This window comes from Ectopseudomonas oleovorans (assembly GCF_029845265.1).
Classification (GTDB): domain Bacteria; phylum Pseudomonadota; class Gammaproteobacteria; order Pseudomonadales; family Pseudomonadaceae; genus Aquipseudomonas; species Aquipseudomonas oleovorans.
In genome coordinates this window covers 21409-37355 of record NZ_JAOCLK010000043.1, presented here as the reverse complement: position 1 = coordinate 37355, position 15947 = coordinate 21409, and the positions used below count along the sequence as shown (strand labels likewise).

Genomic DNA, 15947 nt, shown 5'->3' with positions numbered 1-15947 from the left:
AGGGCCTGCATTGCTGCAGGCCCTTTCGGTATGGCGGACTCAGGAGGATTCGAACCTCCGACCGCTCGGTTCGTAGCCGAGTACTCTATCCAGCTGAGCTATGAGTCCATTTGGCGCTTTTTGACCAGATCACCACTGGCTGAAACATGACCTTGCATCGCTGCAGTGCCATTTAATATGGCGGACTCAGGAGGATTCGAACCTCCGACCGCTCGGTTCGTAGCCGAGTACTCTATCCAGCTGAGCTATGAGTCCGTTACAGATCACCCGAAAGCTACTGCGCTTGGTTATGCTTCGTTGAAACCGAACTCAGAATGCTCATTTAGAAAACTAAACTGCGCTTCTTCGTTCGCTTTCGCCTCGCCTACCCTTCGCTCGCTACGCTTTCGTGCGACCTTATGGCGCTTTTAGACCAGATCACCACTGGTTGAAACAAAATGGCTTGCAGCGATGCAAGCCATTCAATATGGCGGACTCAGGAGGATTCGAACCTCCGACCGCTCGGTTCGTAGCCGAGTACTCTATCCAGCTGAGCTATGAGTCCGTTACAGATCACTCGAAAGCTACTGCACTTGGGTATGCTTCGTTGAAACCGAACTCATAATGCTCATTTAGAAAACTAAACTGCGCTTCTTCGCTCGTTTTCGCCTCGCCTACCCTTCGCTCGCTACGCTTTCGCGAGATCTTTGGTGTTTTTATACCAGATCACCTCTGGTTGATTCGCCAGCCAGGCTTACGCCTGACTCGCCGAATAATGGCGGAGAAGGGGGGATTCGAACCCCCGACACCCTTTTGAGGTGTACTCCCTTAGCAGGGGAGCGCCTTCGGCCACTCGGCCACCTCTCCGCAACACGGGGCGCATGATAAACATGTTTTCCCCGTTTGCAAACAAAAATTTGTAGAAAAATTAGTGGCTTGGTTCGTCACCCTTCTCTTTCTGGATGCGCTGGTAGATTTCTTCACGGTGTACGGCAACCTCTTTTGGCGCATTGACCCCAATGCGCACCTGGTTACCTTTCACACCCAACACGGTGACAGTCACATCATCACCGACCATCAGGGTCTCTCCGACCCGGCGAGTCAGAATCAGCATTCCTTTCTCCTCAACGGATTACATTTCTCAGGACAACAGTCTGCAAAAAGAAAATGGTGCCGGCTTCCTGCTAAATCAAGCCCGAAGCCTCCACCCAAGTATTGACCAGCCCGCGTAGAAAGAAAGTTCCCACGTACCAGTCAAAAAAACGAAAGGCGCGGAACCAGCCGCGCCTTTCAAATCAATTGAATCACTCGCCCTGTCGGGCCGGAGCATCCAGCTCGAAAGCGGTATGCAGAGCGCGTACCGCCAACTCCAGATACTTCTCTTCGATCACCACGGACACCTTGATCTCAGAGGTGGAGATCATCTGGATATTGATGGCCTCCTTGGCCAGGGCTTCGAACATACGGCTGGCAACACCGGCATGGGAGCGCATACCGACACCGACGATGGACACCTTGGCGATATTGGTGTCGCCGACCACTTCACGGGCGCCCAGCTCGTCTGCAGTTTTCTGCAGCACGCCGAGGGCGTTGTTGTAGTCATTGCGGTGCACGGTGAAGGTGAAATCGGTGGTGTTATCGTGCGAGACGTTCTGCACGATCATGTCGACTTCAATGTTGGCGGCGCTGATCGGGCCGAGAATCTTGAAGGCGATACCGGGGATATCCGGTACCCCACGGATGGTCAGCTTGGCTTCGTCGCGATTGAAAGCGATGCCGGAAATGATCGGCTGTTCCATGGATTCCTCTTCATCAAGGGTAATGAGGGTGCCCGGCCCCTCCTGGAAGCTGTGCAGGACGCGCAGCGGGACGTTGTACTTGCCGGCGAACTCCACCGAACGAATCTGCAGCACCTTGGAACCGAGACTGGCCATTTCCAGCATCTCTTCAAAGGTGATCTTTTCCAGACGCTGGGCCTTGGGCACCACACGCGGGTCGGTGGTGTAGACACCATCGACGTCGGTGTAGATCTGGCACTCGTCGGCTTTCAGCGCAGCAGCCAGAGCCACGCCGGTGGTGTCGGAACCGCCACGACCGAGGGTGGTGATATTGCCGTGCTCGTCGACACCCTGGAAGCCAGCGACGACGACGACGCGACCGGCCTTGAGTTCAGTACGAATCTTCTGGTCATCGATCTGCAGAATGCGCGCCTTGTTGTGCGCGCTGTCGGTAAGGATGCGCACCTGATTGCCGGTGTAGGACACCGCAGGCACGCCGCGCTTGATCAGCGCCATGGCCAGAAGGGCAATGGTCACCTGCTCACCAGTGGACACCATGACATCCAGCTCACGCGCAACCGGCTCGCCATCGGTGATCTGTTTGGCCAGATCGATCAGGCGGTTGGTTTCGCCGCTCATGGCGGAAACCACGACGACAATGTCGTCACCGTTCTCGCGGAACTTCTTCACTTTGTCAGCCACCTGCGCGATACGCTCGATGGTGCCGACGGAGGTGCCCCCAAACTTCTGTACGATCAAAGCCATTTCAAAAAGCCGCCTGAATCCTCGAAGGGCGCCCATTAAACCCGCATCGGGTCATACTGCCAAGGCCCGCCGGACGCACTGCGGGCCCCGCTTTCTCGCTCGTTACGAAGCCTGCTCGACCAGAGTAGCGGCCAGAGCCAGGGCTTCATCCAGTTTACCGGCATCAACGCCGCCGCCCTGAGCCATGTCCGGCCGACCGCCACCCTTGCCACCGACGACGGCAGCGGCCTGGCGCATCAGATCACCGGCCTTGACCTTGGCGGTCAGATCCTGGGTCACACCAGCGACCAGCACCACCTTCTCGTCGAACACACCGCCGAGCAGGATCACAGCACTGCCTAGCTTGTTCTTCAACTGGTCGACCAGCGCCAGCAGCGCTTTTCCGTCCAGACCATCGAGACGCGCAGCCAGCACCTTGGTGCCCTTCACGTCCACGGCCGAACGGGCCAGGTCGTTACCGGCGGCGCTGGCGGCCTTGGCCTTGAGCTGCTCCAGCTCCTTTTCCAGCTGACGGTTGCGCTCAATCAGGGCCGAGAGCTTGTCCAGCACGTTGTCGCGGCTGCCCTTGACCAGGGAAGCGACTTCCTTGAGCTGCTCCTCGGCGCCATTGAGCCAGGCCAGCGCGGCTGCACCAGTGACCGCTTCGATACGACGCACGCCAGCGGCCACGCCACCTTCGCTGGTGATCTTGAACAGACCGATGTCGCCGGTTCGCGATACGTGGGTACCGCCGCAGAGCTCTACAGAGAAGTCGCCGCCCATGCTCAGCACGCGCACCTGATCACCGTACTTCTCGCCGAACAGCGCCATGGCGCCCTTGGCCTTGGCGGTTTCGATATCGGTTTCTTCGGTCTGGACCTCGGAGTTCTTGCGAATCTCGGCGTTGACGATGTCTTCCAGCTGCTTGATCTGCTCGGGCTTAATCGCCTCGAAGTGGCTGAAGTCGAAACGCAGGCGCTGACTGTCGACCAGCGAGCCCTTCTGCTGCACGTGATCGCCCAGCACCTGACGCAGCGCGGCATGCAGCAGGTGGGTCGCGGAGTGGTTCAGCGCGGTGGCCTGACGCACGCCGGCTTCGGCTTCAGCCTTGACGCTGGCGCCGACACTCAGGCCGCCCTTGACCACCACACCGTGGTGCAGGAAGGCGCCGCCGGCCTTGGTGGTGTCACGCACATCGAAACGCACGCCAGCGCTTTCCAGGTAACCGCAGTCACCGACCTGACCACCGGATTCGGCGTAGAACGGCGTCTGATCCAGCACCACCACGCCCTCCTCGCCTTCGGCGAGGCTGTCGACGGCGCTGCCGGCCTTGAACAGGGCGATGATCTTGCCGCTGCCGCTGGTGCCTTCGTAGCCGAGGAAGCGCGTGTCGGCGTCGACCTTGACCAGGGCGTTGTAGTCCATGCCGAAGGCGCTGGCGGAGCGGGCGCGCTCGCGCTGCGCTTCCATTTCACGCTCGAAGCCTTCCTCATCCACCGACAGCTCGCGCTCGCGGGCGATGTCGGCAGTCAGGTCGACCGGGAAACCGTAAGTGTCGTACAGCTTGAACACCACATCGCCCGGGATAACCGAGCCCTGCAGGCCAGCCAGGTCCTGCTCGAGGATCTTTAGGCCCTGCTCCAGGGTCTTGGCGAACTGCTCTTCTTCGGTCTTCAGCACGCGCTCGATGTGCGCCTGCTGCTGCTTGAGTTCAGGGAAGGCTTCGCCCATCTCGGCCACCAGCGCAGCGACGATCTGGTAGAAGAAGCTGCCCTTGGCACCCAGCTTGTTACCGTGACGGCAGGCGCGACGCACGATGCGGCGCAGCACGTAGCCACGGCCTTCGTTGGACGGGGTCACGCCGTCGGCGATCAGGAAGCTGCAGGAACGGATATGGTCGGCGACCACTTTCAGCGAGGCCTGACCTTCATTGGCGCAACCGATGGCCTTGGCCGAAGCGGCCAGCAGGTTCTGGAACAGGTCGATCTCGTAGTTCGAGTTGACGTGCTGCAGCACGGCGCTGATGCGCTCAAGGCCCATACCGGTGTCCACGCTCGGCGCCGGCAGCGGGTGCAATACGCCGTCCGCAGTGCGGTTGAACTGCATGAAGACGTTGTTCCAGATCTCGATGTAGCGGTCGCCATCTTCTTCCGGGCTGCCGGGTGGGCCGCCCCAGATGTGCTCGCCGTGGTCGAAGAAGATCTCGGTGCAAGGGCCGCACGGGCCGGTGTCGCCCATCGCCCAGAAGTTGTCGGAAGCGTATGGCGCGCCCTTGTTGTCGCCGATGCGGATCATGCGCTCGGTTGGAACGCCGATTTCCTTGTTCCAGATCTCGTAGGCTTCGTCATCGGTGGCGTAGACGGTGACCCAGAGCTTTTCCTTGGGCAGGTTCAGCCACTTCTCGGAGGTCAGGAATTCCCAGGCGTAATGGATGGCATCACGCTTGAAATAGTCGCCGAAGCTGAAGTTGCCCAGCATTTCGAAGAAGGTGTGGTGACGCGCGGTGTAGCCGACGTTTTCCAGGTCGTTGTGCTTGCCGCCGGCACGCACGCACTTCTGGCTGGTGGTGGCGCGGGTGTAGGCGCGCTTTTCCAGGCCCAGGAAGCAGTCCTTGAACTGGTTCATACCCGCGTTGGTGAACAGCAGGGTCGGGTCGTTCGCCGGAATCAGCGAGCTGGAAGCGACACGGGTGTGCCCTTTTTCTTCGAAGAAGCTCAGGAAGGCTTCACGGATTTCTGCGCTTTTCATAGGGATATCCACGGAATCAGGCGGCCACGGCAAAGCCGGCGAAGCAGACAAAGTGAAAACGTAGCGAGCGAAGGTCAGGCAAGGCGCCACGACCAACGGGAGTAACAGCCAAAGGCTGGCCCGAAGGGTGAGCGCCAGCGAATCAAACCGGCGAAGAACGCACTGGGCTCGCAAACGAGTTTACGAGTTGTAAATGAGCATTCTGAGCCGGTTTTTAACGCAGCATGACCGAGTGCAGTAGTTTTCACGCAGTCTGCAAAGGGCCGCATTATATCGGGCCTGTCGCCTGCGGCTAGTACCTTGTTGATAGCCGACAGCTATGAACTGCCGGCATCTTGCTCAATGAGAGCGGAAAGCGGCGAACGCCTCGATCACACGCTCGATATCTGCGCTGTCAACATCCAGATGAGTGACCAGGCGCAGCCGCGGCGCCGCGCTGACGACGATACCGCGCTCGGCCATGAAGGACTTGATCTGCCCAGCACGCTCGCCGAGCTGCACGTAGACCATATTGGTTTGCACTGGCTCGACGCTGTAGCCCAGTTCGGCCAGGGCGCCGCCCAGATGCGCCGCGTTGGCGTGGTCATCGGCCAGACGCTGAACCTGATGCTGCAGCGCATACAAGCCCGCCGCTGCCAATCCACCCGCCTGACGCATACCACCGCCGACCATTTTGCGCAGACGGCGCGCCTTGGCAATCAAGGCGGCGCTGCCGCAGAGCACGGAGCCGACTGGCGCACCGAGCCCCTTGGACAGGCATACCGAGACCGAATCGAAGTGCTGGGTGATCTCGCGCGCCGGCACACCGAGCTTGACCGCCGCGTTGTACAGGCGGGCACCATCGAGGTGCAGGCTCAGGCCACGACGCCGAGTGAGTTCACGGGCGGCGGCCAGGTAGTCGAGCGGCAGCACCTTGCCCTGCATGGTGTTTTCCAGGGCCAGCAAGCGGGTGCGGGCGAAGTGGAAGTCATCCTGCTTGATCGCCGCTTCGACCTTGGCCAGATCCAGCGAGCCGTCGGCTTCACCGTCGATCGGCTGCGGCTGAATGGAACCGAGCACGGCCGCGCCGCCGCCTTCGTACTTGTAGGTGTGCGCCTGCTGGCCGACGATGTATTCGTCACCCCGTTCGCAATGAGCCATCAGGCCGAGCAGGTTGCTCATGGTGCCCGTGGGGACGAACAGCGCCGCAGCGAAGCCCAGCTCATTGGCCAGCCAGGTCTCCAGACGGTTTACCGTGGGGTCTTCGCCATAGACATCGTCACCCAGCTCGGCAGCCATCATGGCTTCGCGCATGGCAGCGGTGGGTTGGGTGACGGTGTCGCTACGCAGGTCGATCAGGGGCATGACAGGCTTTCCCGGCAATTGGCGAAAGGCCCATGCTAAAGAGGTCGCTCGGACGGTGGAAGATACAGTTGAGGGCAAAATCGCGGATAGCCGTGGGAGGCGCTTCAGCGGCGATCAATACGCCGCAGCATCGCGGCTAAAGCCCCTCCCACAAACGCCGCTACGCCAGGCCGGCGCCATCGTCCGGAACGATCAGAATGGCGGCGCGCAGGCCGTTCTTGACCTTGGGGTTGGGGAAAATGATCCGCGCGCCCTTCTCCTCCACCATCCAGCGACTGTCGGCGATGTCTTCGGCGAGCAGGTAACCGGGCTCCAGTTCGGTGAAGTTTTCGATATCCGCCGGCAGGTGCAACTGGAAGCTGTCGCTGTGCTTGATGACCTCACGTGATACCGCAAACAGCTGCAAGCCATCGAGCGTCGGCTCACCGCTGATCACTTCGCGCCCTTCGATCAGAGCGTGCAGCGCATTCTCCAGCAGGTCGAGGTTGACCAACTCGTTCTGGCCGAAGGCGCGCGCCTTGCCCAACTCCAGGGTGAAAGCCTCGGCACCAAGCTGCGCATAGGTGTAGGCGCTGAAGGTGATCGAAGACTTGTTCTGCAGCAGCACCGCCTCGATGCCGGCAGCACGCAGGCGCTCCAGCTCACGCCGCGAATGGGCGCGACCTTCCTGCCAGGGATAGAGGGCGAACTGCTCGATCTTCGAGCCGCGAATGGCGGTGTGCAGGTCGTAATGCAGGCGAGTGCGGCCTGTTTGCTTGCCGAAAAAGGTGGCGGCCAGATGCTCCAGGTCGCAGGCGCGAATAGCCTCGAAGCCACTGGATTGCTCGTGACGACCACTGAACAGGCGATTGAGGTCCTGCTCGATATAGCGCTCACCGCGGCGCATGGCCTCGGGATTGCCGAACAGAAAGAGAATACGCGCCGCCGGATGCAGTTCATTGCGCGCGATGCCGCGCAGCAGACGATCGAGCAGCTCGATTGGCGCGGTTTCGTTGCCGTGGACGCCGGCCGATAGCAGCAGGTCGAGTCCGTTGTCGCGCGCTGCAGGCGGCGTCACCTCCAGCGCACCTTCGTCGAGCCAACGCAGACGCGTACCATCGGGCGTCAGTTGAATCTTCGCCGACGGCTCATGGCCGGCCAGGGTCAGTTCAAGCAGTTTGCCGAGGGCAAGCATGGGGACTCCTTGGTTCGCAGCATTTTGGTAGAAGCGAGCGTCGCGAGCGAACAAGCGTTTTCGCGAGCAGAGCTCGCTCCTACAAGGTTCGATCAGTGATTGCAGTCCGGGCCATGAACATGATCGTCCTCATCGGCGATCATCGGCTCCATCTCCAACTGGAGGCTGACCAGGTTGGTAGCCTGCGGACGCAGCAGCAGGTTGACGTACTCGGTATCGCCCTCCTCCACGTCGACGCCGATCAGCAACTGATCGCCAACCGCCTGGACCCACAGCTCCTTGCCCTGCCAGACCACAGCAAAGCGGCTGCAGGAGGTCTCCAGCTGGGTGCCGTCGTTATCTTCAAGAATCAGTTGCAGCGCGTCGCTCATAAAATCTCCGGGAATCGAGGTCAGGTTCAGGCTATCTGAAAAGGATAGACCGAGCCCAGTTTAAGGATCTGCGTCAGTTCATCCAATGCCGTGCGGCACTCGATCAACAATTGCGGGTCGGCCAGGTCGGCTTCGCTCAAGCGGTCGCGGTAATGCTTGCCGACCCAGGCCACCAGGGTATCGTGCAGCGCGTCGCTCATCACCACGCCAGGATTGACCGCTGCCAGTTCCTGCTCGTTGAGCGCCACGCGCAGGCGCAGGCACGCCGGGCCACCGCCATTCTGCATGCTCTGCTTGAGGTCGAACACGCGCACCTCGCGGATCGGCCCGCCGCTGGCCGTCAGCTGCTGCAGATAGCGCCAGACGCTGGCATTGTTCCGGCATTCCTCCGGCACCACCAGCAGCATGCTGCCGTCGGCACGGCTCAGCAGTTGACTGTTGAACAGGTAGGAGCGCACCGCGTCCTGCACGCTGACAGCAGAAGCTGGCACGCATACGGCCTGGAAGTTGCCGCCACGACGAGCCAGCTTGTCGCCCAGCTCGGCCAGCACCTTGTCGGTTTCGAGGAAAGCATCCTGGTGATAGAACAGCACCTCGCCGTTACCCACGGCGATCACGTCATTGTGGAACACGCCCTGATCGATCACCGCCGGATTCTGCTGGGCGTAGACCACACCCGCCTCGCTTAGCCCATGCAGACGGGCCACCGCCTGGCTGGCCTCAAGGGTCTGTCGCGCCGGATAGCGCGCCGGCGCCGGATAGCGAGCGTCGAAGGCGCTGCGCCCGTAGACGAAGAACTCCACCCCGGCGTCGCCATACCCCTTGCAGAAGCGCGTGTGGTTGGCTGCGCCCTCGTCACCGAACTGCGCCACTGCCGGCAGCGCCGGGTGGTGAGCGAAGTGCGCCGGGTTGGCGAACATCGCCTGCAGCACGCGACTGGTGGTCGGGTGCTCGATGCTACGGTGGAACTTGCAGTTGAGGTTGGCCGCGGTGAAGTGCACGCGCCCGTCCGCCGTGTCGGCACTGGGGCTGACGGTGCAGGCATTGGCCGTCCACATGCTCGAGGCCGAGCAGCTCGCCACCAGCAGTGGCATGGCCTCGCGTGCCGCACGCTGGATCACCTCGACATCGCTGCCGGTAAAGCCCAGGCGGCGTAACGCCGCGACATCCGGACGCTCCTGCGGGGCCAGTACGCCCTGCTTGAAGCCCATGTCCATCAGCGCCTTCATCTTCGCCAGGCCCTGCTTGGCAGCCTCCTTGGGGTTGGATGCCGCCTGACTGTTGCTCTGCGAAGCCACGTTGCCGTAGGAAAGCCCGCCGTAGTTGTGAGTCGGCCCGACCAGGCCGTCAAAGTTCATCTCATAGGCGGCCATTACAGGGTCACTCCCGGAGTCAGGGTCGCGGGCAGGCTCAGGCTGTCGCTTTCCAGCCCGGCCACCGGGTAGGCGCAGTAATCTGCCGCGTAGTAGGCACTGGCGCGGTGGTTGCCCGACGCGCCGATACCACCGAACGGCGCGGTGCTGGCAGCGCCGGTGAGCTGCTTGTTCCAGTTGACGATGCCGGCGCGGCTATGCAGCCAGAACTGCTCGAAGCGCGCCTTCGAGTCCGACAGCAGGCCAGCGGCCAGACCATAAGCCGTGGCATTGGCCTCGGCGATGGCCGACTCGAAGCTGTCGTAACGGATCACCTGCAGCAGCGGACCGAAGAATTCTTCGTCAGGACGGTCGCTCACGGCCGTGACATCGAGAATTCCGGGCGTCAGCAGCGCAGCATCGACCTGCGGTTGCGTCATCGCCAGCAGCGCCGTGGCGCCCTTGGCGAGCAATTCCTGCTGGGCCTGCATCAGCTGCGCGGCGGCCTGCAAGGAAATCACCGAACCCATGAACGGCGCCGGCTGCTCGTCGAAGCGACCGACCTTGATCTGCCCGGCAACCTGCACCAAGCGCGCCAGCAGCGCATCGCCCCACTCTCCTTGCGGCACCAGCAGACGGCGGGCACAGGTGCAGCGCTGGCCAGCCGAGATGAACGCGGACTGGACGATGGTGTAGACCGCCGCGTCGACGTCCGCGACCTGATCGACGATCAGTGGGTTATTACCGCCCATCTCCAGCGCCAGGATCTTATCCGGACGCCCGGCGAACTGGGCGTGCAGCAGATTGCCGGTGCGACTGGAGCCGGTGAAGAACAGCCCGTCGATACCGGGGTGGCCAGCCAGGGCGACGCCGGTTTCGCGACCACCCTGCAACAGGTTGAGCACGCCCTCAGGCAGCCCGGCCTCGATCCAGCATTGCACGGTCAGCTCGGCCACCTTCGGCGTCAGCTCGCTGGGCTTGAACAGTACGCAGTTACCGGCCAACAGCGCCGGCACGATATGCCCATTGGGCAGGTGACCGGGGAAGTTGTAGGGCCCGAACACCGCGACCACCCCATGTGGTTTATGCCGCAATACGGCGGTGGCGTCGCCCAGCGGGCCGCTCTTCTCGCCAGTGCGCTCACGATAGCTCTGAATGGAAATGGCGACCTTGCCCACCATGCTGTTCACTTCGGTGGCGGCTTCCCACAGCGGCTTGCCGGTCTCCTCACCAATCGCTCGGGCGACTTCGTCAGCACGTGACTTCAAACAGGCGGCGAAACGCTCCAGCACGGCGATACGGCCGTCCAGCGAGTGCGCGGCCCACAGCGAGAACGCACCCCGTGCAGCGCTAACGGCGGCATCGACCTGCGCCGCCGTGGCGCCCTGGCCCTGCCACAGCACGGCCTGGCTGACCGGGTCGAGCGATTGCAGCGACTCGCCCTGACCGGGCTGCCACTGACCTGCGATGTAATGAGTGTTCATCTTGTTTTACCACTCCCAGCATTTTCCGGCGGCCGGCTTGGGCCGCCGCGCAAAACCAATAACTCAGCGGTGCGCCGACAGCGTCACAGCACGCACCTGATCACCCGCGGAAAGGCGCAGACGCTTGGCCGTCAGCGGATCGACCACCAGGGTGCCGGCTGCCAGACGCGCAGGCGCAGCAGTGATACGGCAGTCCTGGCGCTTGCGGTTATGCACCAGGAACGGCTCGGCATCATCACCCGGCGTACCGATGGCCAGCACCAGATTCTGGCTGCCCTGCACGGCGCGGATCTTCGCGGTTTCCGCCTCGATAGCCGGGCCCGCGTCGAAGATGTCGACATAGCCCTGGTAGCTGAAACCCTCGGCCTTGAGCATGGCCAGCGCCGGTTCGGTGTCCGGGTGCACACGGCCGATCACGGCACGTGCATCCTCGGACAGAAAGCAGGTATAGAGCGGAAACTTGGGCATCAACTCGGCGATGAAGGCCTTGTTGCCGACGCCGGTGAGGTAGTCCGCCTGGGAGAACTCCATCTTGAAGAAATGCCGACCGAGGCTTTCCCAGAACGGCGAGCGCCCACGCTCGTCGGACATACCGCGCATCTCGGCGATCACCTTGTCGCCGAACAGCTCGCGAAACTCGGCGATGAACAGAAAGCGCGCCTTCGACAGCAGGCGGCCGTTGAGGCCGCTGCGGTGATCGGCATGCAGGAACAGCGAGCACAGTTCGGAGTTGCCGGTCAGGTCGTTGGCCATGAACAGCGTCGGCACCTGGCGATGGATGTTCAACTCCTGAGAAGCGCTGACGGTCAGGCCGACCCGGTAGTTGTACCAGGGCTCACGCAGGCCGACGGCGCCGGCTACCGCAGAAATGCCCACCACCTTGCCGGCATCGTCTTCGAGGACGAACAGGTAGTCGGCATCGGCACGTTCGGCCTCGCCACGAAATGCCTTCTCCGCCCAGCCGACCCGGTGCGCCAGGCGCTCCTCGTTGGCCGGCAGCGTGGTCAGGCCAGCGCCGGTGCTGCGAGCCAGGTCGATCAGGGCCGGCAAGTCGGCACTGCGCACGGGACGAACGATCATAAAGCCTCCAGATTCCTCAAGAGCGCCGCCGGCGCTCTCCTCTGCCCTTGAAGGGCGCCCACTCCAGCCGGAGCGAGCCTGTTAAACCGCTACCAACCTGACGCTGGCGCCCTCACCGACACCCAGGGCCTCGGCCGCCTGTGCGCTGAGCACCACAGGCTTGCCCGGCACCCAGTCGAGGTCGGCGACGATGGCGCGGAAATCCTGCAGTTGGCCGTTGCTCACCAGATACTGGCGCCCGCCCGCCTCGGCCTCGCCGATCTTCACCGGCACCAGGCGGCTCTGCGCGATGCTGCGAATGCCCGACGTGCGCGCATGCAGGGTCGGGCCACCGTCGAAGATGTCGATGTAATGGTCGGTCTCGAAGCCTTCGCGCATGAGGATGTCGAAGGTGATCTGCGCACGCGGGTGCACCTGCCCCATGGCCTCCTGCGCCTCATCCGAGAGCAGCGGCACGTAGATCGGGTAATGCGGCATCAGCTCGGCGAGGAAGGTGCGGCTCTTGAGGCCGCACAGGCGCTCGGCCTCGGCGTAGGTCATGTCGAAGAAGTTGCGCCCCAGCGCATCCCAGAACGGCGAATCACCGTTCTCGTCACTGTGGCCGACGATCTCCACCACGACCGCGTCGGCGAAGCGCTCCGGGTGCCCGGCCATGAACAACAGGCGCCCACGCGAATTGAGCTCGGCGAACGCGCTGCTGACCAGCGGGCGTTCGACATAGAAGCTGGTGAGCAGGCTATTGCCGGTCAGGTCGTGACACAGCGACAGCACATGAATCTTGTTGTGAATCTTCAGCTCACGCGAGTGGTGCACGAAGGTTTCGTTGCGAAAGCTGTAGAACGGCTCGGAATAGCCAGCCGAGGCAACAATGCCGGAGCAGCCGACCAGTCGACCGCTCTCGGTGTCCTCGAGGACGAAGAAGTAGCTTTCCTCGCCATTGAAACTGACTTCGGCGGCGAACGACGCATCCGAGGCGGCGATCTTGTCGCCCAGCCGGTCTGCATCGTCCGGCAATGAAGTGACACCTACCGGGCTGTCAGCAGCCAGTCGCTGCACTTCAGCCAGGTCCGCCATTTGCGCAGGGCGCATCACCAGCATGGGTCACTCCTTCTAAAACACGGAATCTATAGGACTCGCAGCCAGGGTCAGGCGAACAACCGTGGGAGGCGCTTCAGCGGCGATTGTCGCGGCTAAAGCCCCTCCCACAGTCAGTCAGCAAGGACTCAGGCGGCCGTCAGTTTGCTCAGCGCACGCTCGAAGCGCGCCAGGCCTTCGTCGATATCGGCATCTTCGACCACCAGGCTCGGGGCGAATCGCACCACGTCCGGGCCGGCCTGCAGAATCATCAGTCCCTCAGCCGTGGCAGCGTCGAGCACCTGCTTGGCCTTGCCCATCCACGCCTCGTGGAGTACGCAGCCGAGCAGCAGACCCATGCCACGTACCTGCTCGAACAGACCGTACTGCTTGCCCAGAGCCAGCAGGCGCGTCTTGAACTGCTCGCTCTTGGTCTTCACACCGTCCAGGGTCTGGCGGGTGTTGACGATATCCAGCACTGCCTCACCGACTGCACAGGCCAGCGGGTTGCCGCCGTAGGTGGTGCCGTGGGTGCCGGGCGAGAAGTGCTTGGCCAGGTCAGTGGTGGTGAGCATCGCCGCGATGGGGAAACCACCGCCCAGGCTCTTGGCGCTGGAGAGAATGTCCGGCACCACGCCGTAATTCATATAAGCGAACAGCTCGCCGGTACGGCCCATGCCGCTTTGTACTTCATCGAACACCAGCAGCGCATTGTGCGCGTTGCACAGCTCGCGGGCGCCTTCAAGATAGGCCTTGTCGGCGGGCAGCACGCCGCCCTCGCCCTGCACGGGTTCCAGCACCACGGCGCAGGTCTTGTCGGAAATGGCGGCTTTCAGCGCGTCCAGATCGTTGTACGGCACATGGGTGATGCCCTGGATCTTCGGCCCGAAACCGTCGGAGTATTTCGGCTGACCGCCAACGCTGACGGTGAACAGAGTGCGGCCGTGGAAGCTGTTGGTGGCCGCGATGATCTCGTGCTTTTCCGGGCCGAAGCGGTCATGGGCAACACGACGCGCCAGCTTGAACGCGGCCTCGTTGGCCTCGGCGCCGGAGTTGCAGAAGAACACGCGCTCGGCGAAGGTCGCTTCGACCAGCTTCTTGCCCAGACGCAGGGCCGGCTCGTTGGTGAACACGTTGGAGATGTGCCACAGGGTATTGGCCTGCTTGGTCAGCGCCGCGACCAGTGCCGGGTGGCAGTGGCCAAGCACGTTGACGGCGATGCCGCCGGCGAAGTCGATCAGCTCTCGACCGCTCTGATCCCAGACTCGCGAACCCAGGCCGCGCACAGGTACGAAGGCAGCTGGGGCGTAGTTGGGGACCATGAACTGATCGAAATCGGCGCGTTGCACCGCATCGTGCTGAACGGACATCAAAGCTCTCCTGATGAGAAATACCGGCCGCTGGCAGGCGGCAAAGCGCCCGAAACGACAGGGAATGCAAGGATTGTAGGGACTGAATCGGGGCCGGCATTGTCGCCATGCGACAACTTCTTATAGCGCCACCCCAGGTTTTCCGCGGGTTTTCGTCCAAGCGACAGAAAGCGTCGGAAAGGCGCAGTTTAATCGCAGATCGCCGCCCGGAGCACGCCACAGGAAAAAATCTCCGCAGGCTGACCGGTCGGTATCGAAAGTCCTGCTTGCGTAACCATGCACGATCTACTCCCTCTCCCATTTATGGGAGAGGGCTGGGGAGAGGGTGGTTCAGGCAACTCGGAGTGTCGGACAGCCCCTCTCCCCCGCCCCTCTCCCGCAAGCGGGAGAGGGGAGACAAGCTTGTAGAAGACGCCGCCTCAGCCCCGCTCGACTGACGTCGAGGTCAACTCGAAGGGGCTGTTGCTGCGGCGCTGGTTGCGGTCATCGCGCGGCGTGGCGCCGAAGAAGTTGCGGTAGGCACTGGAGAAATGCGGCCCCGAGGAAAATCCGCAGGACAGGCCGATCTGGATGATCGACTTGCTGGTCTGCATCAGCAGCTGGCGCGCCTTGCTCAAGCGCAGCTCCAGGTAATACTGGCTGGGCACGCGATTGAGGTACTGCTTGAAGATGCGCTCCAGCTGACGACGCGACACGCACACATGCTGGGCGATCTCGTCGGTGGTCAGCGGCTCCTCGATGTTGGCTTCCATCAGCAGCACGGCCTGGGTCAGCTTCGGATGGCTGGAACCGAGGCGATTCTGCAGCGGAATGCGCTGGCGCTCACCACCCTCACGAATGCGCTCGACCACCAATTCCTCGCTCACCGCACCGGCCAGCTCGGCGCCGTGGTCGCGCGCCAGCACCGCCAGCAGCAGATCGAGCACGGCCAAACCACCACAGGCAGTCAGCCGGTCGCGATCCCAATCGAACAGATGGCTGGTGGCGATGACCTTGGGGAAACGCTCGGCGAAATCGTCCTGCCAGCGCCAGTGCACTGCCGCGCGATAACCATCGAGCAAACCAAGCTGAGCCAGCGGATAGACCCCGGCAGACAGCCCGCCGATCACGCAACCACTGCGCACCTGCTGCTTGAGCGCCGCCGCCAGCCCCGCAGACACCTGCGCTGGCGGCGCATCGGCGAGCAGGAACAGCTTGTCCAACCCTTCCAGATGCCCGGCCCAGGGCTCGCCCGGCAGACGCCAATCACCGGCCGCCAGCGGCTCGGCCTGGAGGAACACCAGCTCGTACAGCACTTCCGGATGCACGCGCTGGGCGACACGCAGGGCCTCCTCCGCCAGGGACAGGGTCAGGGCTTTGGTGCCGGGCCAGTACAAAAAGCCGATTCGATGGGGAGTCATTAGTGTCTATTCAGTGGGCTCAACGCACCAGTTAAGTGCGAAGTCTAGC

12 protein-coding genes and 4 tRNA genes are annotated in these 15947 nt (G+C 62.6%); all 16 read right to left on the bottom strand.

The features are described from left to right. Nucleotides 1–31 precede the first annotated feature (31 nt). Nucleotides 32–108 (bottom strand) — tRNA-Arg (locus N5J71_RS18340). A 70-nt stretch (nucleotides 109–178) separates the two neighbouring features. Next, nucleotides 179–255, bottom strand: a tRNA-Arg gene (locus tag N5J71_RS18335). A 212-nt stretch (nucleotides 256–467) separates the two neighbouring features. Beyond that, a tRNA-Arg gene (locus N5J71_RS18330) sits at nucleotides 468–544 on the bottom strand. Between the two features lie 211 nt (nucleotides 545–755). Continuing rightward, a tRNA-Ser gene (locus N5J71_RS18325) sits at nucleotides 756–846 on the bottom strand. Nucleotides 847–907: 61 nt separating this feature from the next. Next, complete coding sequence (csrA, locus tag N5J71_RS18320) at nucleotides 908–1093, bottom strand: carbon storage regulator CsrA (RefSeq protein WP_003244478.1); 186 nt, start codon at nucleotides 1091–1093, stop codon at nucleotides 908–910. A gap of 190 nt (nucleotides 1094–1283) precedes the next feature. Further along, complete coding sequence (locus tag N5J71_RS18315; protein WP_039964807.1) at nucleotides 1284–2522, bottom strand: aspartate kinase; 1239 nt, start codon at nucleotides 2520–2522, stop codon at nucleotides 1284–1286. A gap of 102 nt (nucleotides 2523–2624) precedes the next feature. Then, the gene (alaS, locus tag N5J71_RS18310) at nucleotides 2625–5249 is read right to left on the bottom strand and encodes an alanine--tRNA ligase (RefSeq protein WP_003461879.1); all 2625 of its coding nucleotides are present in this window, start codon (nucleotides 5247–5249) and stop codon (nucleotides 2625–2627) included. Nucleotides 5250–5588: 339 nt separating this feature from the next. Further along, nucleotides 5589–6593 (bottom strand): low-specificity L-threonine aldolase, encoded by a 1005-nt coding sequence (gene ltaE / locus N5J71_RS18305; RefSeq protein WP_003461880.1) that lies wholly within the window; start codon nucleotides 6591–6593, stop codon nucleotides 5589–5591. Nucleotides 6594–6753: 160 nt separating this feature from the next. After that, nucleotides 6754–7767: a succinylglutamate desuccinylase gene (astE, locus tag N5J71_RS18300; RefSeq protein ID WP_074860093.1), complete on the bottom strand. Its 1014-nt coding sequence runs from the start codon at nucleotides 7765–7767 to the stop codon at nucleotides 6754–6756. Nucleotides 7768–7859: 92 nt separating this feature from the next. After that, complete coding sequence (locus N5J71_RS18295; RefSeq protein ID WP_003461883.1) at nucleotides 7860–8138, bottom strand: hypothetical protein; 279 nt, start codon at nucleotides 8136–8138, stop codon at nucleotides 7860–7862. 26 nt (nucleotides 8139–8164) lie between these two features. Next, a complete protein-coding gene (astB, locus tag N5J71_RS18290) occupies nucleotides 8165–9511 on the bottom strand; it encodes an N-succinylarginine dihydrolase (protein WP_279917378.1) in 1347 nt (448 codons plus the stop codon). Further along, nucleotides 9511–10974, bottom strand: a complete 1464-nt coding sequence (astD, locus tag N5J71_RS18285) for a succinylglutamate-semialdehyde dehydrogenase (protein WP_003461886.1) — start codon at nucleotides 10972–10974, stop codon at nucleotides 9511–9513. The genes astB and astD overlap by 1 nt, the downstream gene beginning before the upstream one ends. A gap of 63 nt (nucleotides 10975–11037) precedes the next feature. Continuing rightward, nucleotides 11038–12054, bottom strand: coding sequence for an arginine N-succinyltransferase (astA, locus tag N5J71_RS18280; protein WP_003461888.1), 1017 nt, complete (start codon nucleotides 12052–12054; stop codon nucleotides 11038–11040). Between the two features lie 81 nt (nucleotides 12055–12135). Then, nucleotides 12136–13152: an arginine/ornithine succinyltransferase subunit alpha gene (gene aruF, locus N5J71_RS18275; RefSeq protein ID WP_003461891.1), complete on the bottom strand. Its 1017-nt coding sequence runs from the start codon at nucleotides 13150–13152 to the stop codon at nucleotides 12136–12138. Nucleotides 13153–13277: 125 nt separating this feature from the next. Then, entirely contained in the window at nucleotides 13278–14498 is a 1221-nt protein-coding gene (locus N5J71_RS18270) for an aspartate aminotransferase family protein (RefSeq protein ID WP_108234267.1), read from the bottom strand. A gap of 419 nt (nucleotides 14499–14917) precedes the next feature. After that, nucleotides 14918–15898 carry a transcriptional regulator ArgR gene (argR, locus tag N5J71_RS18265; protein WP_003461895.1) on the bottom strand — a complete coding sequence of 327 codons (981 nt, stop codon included), beginning with the start codon at nucleotides 15896–15898 and terminating at the stop codon, nucleotides 14918–14920. Nucleotides 15899–15947 lie beyond the last annotated feature (49 nt).

Bases quoted from the DNA above. Each gene is read 5' to 3' on its own strand.
- astA (WP_003461888.1), bottom strand. From the start codon at position 12,054: ATGATCGTTCGTCCCGTGCGCAGTGCCGACTTGCCGGCCCTGATCGAC.
- N5J71_RS18315 (WP_039964807.1), bottom strand. From the start codon at position 2,522: ATGGCTTTGATCGTACAGAAGTTTGGGGGCACCTCCGTCGGCACCATC.
- N5J71_RS18295 (WP_003461883.1), bottom strand. From the start codon at position 8,138: ATGAGCGACGCGCTGCAACTGATTCTTGAAGATAACGACGGCACCCAG.
- astE (WP_074860093.1), bottom strand. From the start codon at position 7,767: ATGCTTGCCCTCGGCAAACTGCTTGAACTGACCCTGGCCGGCCATGAG.
- ltaE (WP_003461880.1), bottom strand. From the start codon at position 6,593: ATGCCCCTGATCGACCTGCGTAGCGACACCGTCACCCAACCCACCGCT.
- argR (WP_003461895.1), bottom strand. From the start codon at position 15,898: ATGACTCCCCATCGAATCGGCTTTTTGTACTGGCCCGGCACCAAAGCC.
- N5J71_RS18270 (WP_108234267.1), bottom strand. From the start codon at position 14,498: ATGTCCGTTCAGCACGATGCGGTGCAACGCGCCGATTTCGATCAGTTC.
- alaS (WP_003461879.1), bottom strand. From the start codon at position 5,249: ATGAAAAGCGCAGAAATCCGTGAAGCCTTCCTGAGCTTCTTCGAAGAA.
- csrA (WP_003244478.1), bottom strand. From the start codon at position 1,093: ATGCTGATTCTGACTCGCCGGGTCGGAGAGACCCTGATGGTCGGTGAT.
- astD (WP_003461886.1), bottom strand. From the start codon at position 10,974: ATGAACACTCATTACATCGCAGGTCAGTGGCAGCCCGGTCAGGGCGAG.
- aruF (WP_003461891.1), bottom strand. From the start codon at position 13,152: ATGCTGGTGATGCGCCCTGCGCAAATGGCGGACCTGGCTGAAGTGCAG.
- astB (WP_279917378.1), bottom strand. From the start codon at position 9,511: ATGGCCGCCTATGAGATGAACTTTGACGGCCTGGTCGGGCCGACTCAC.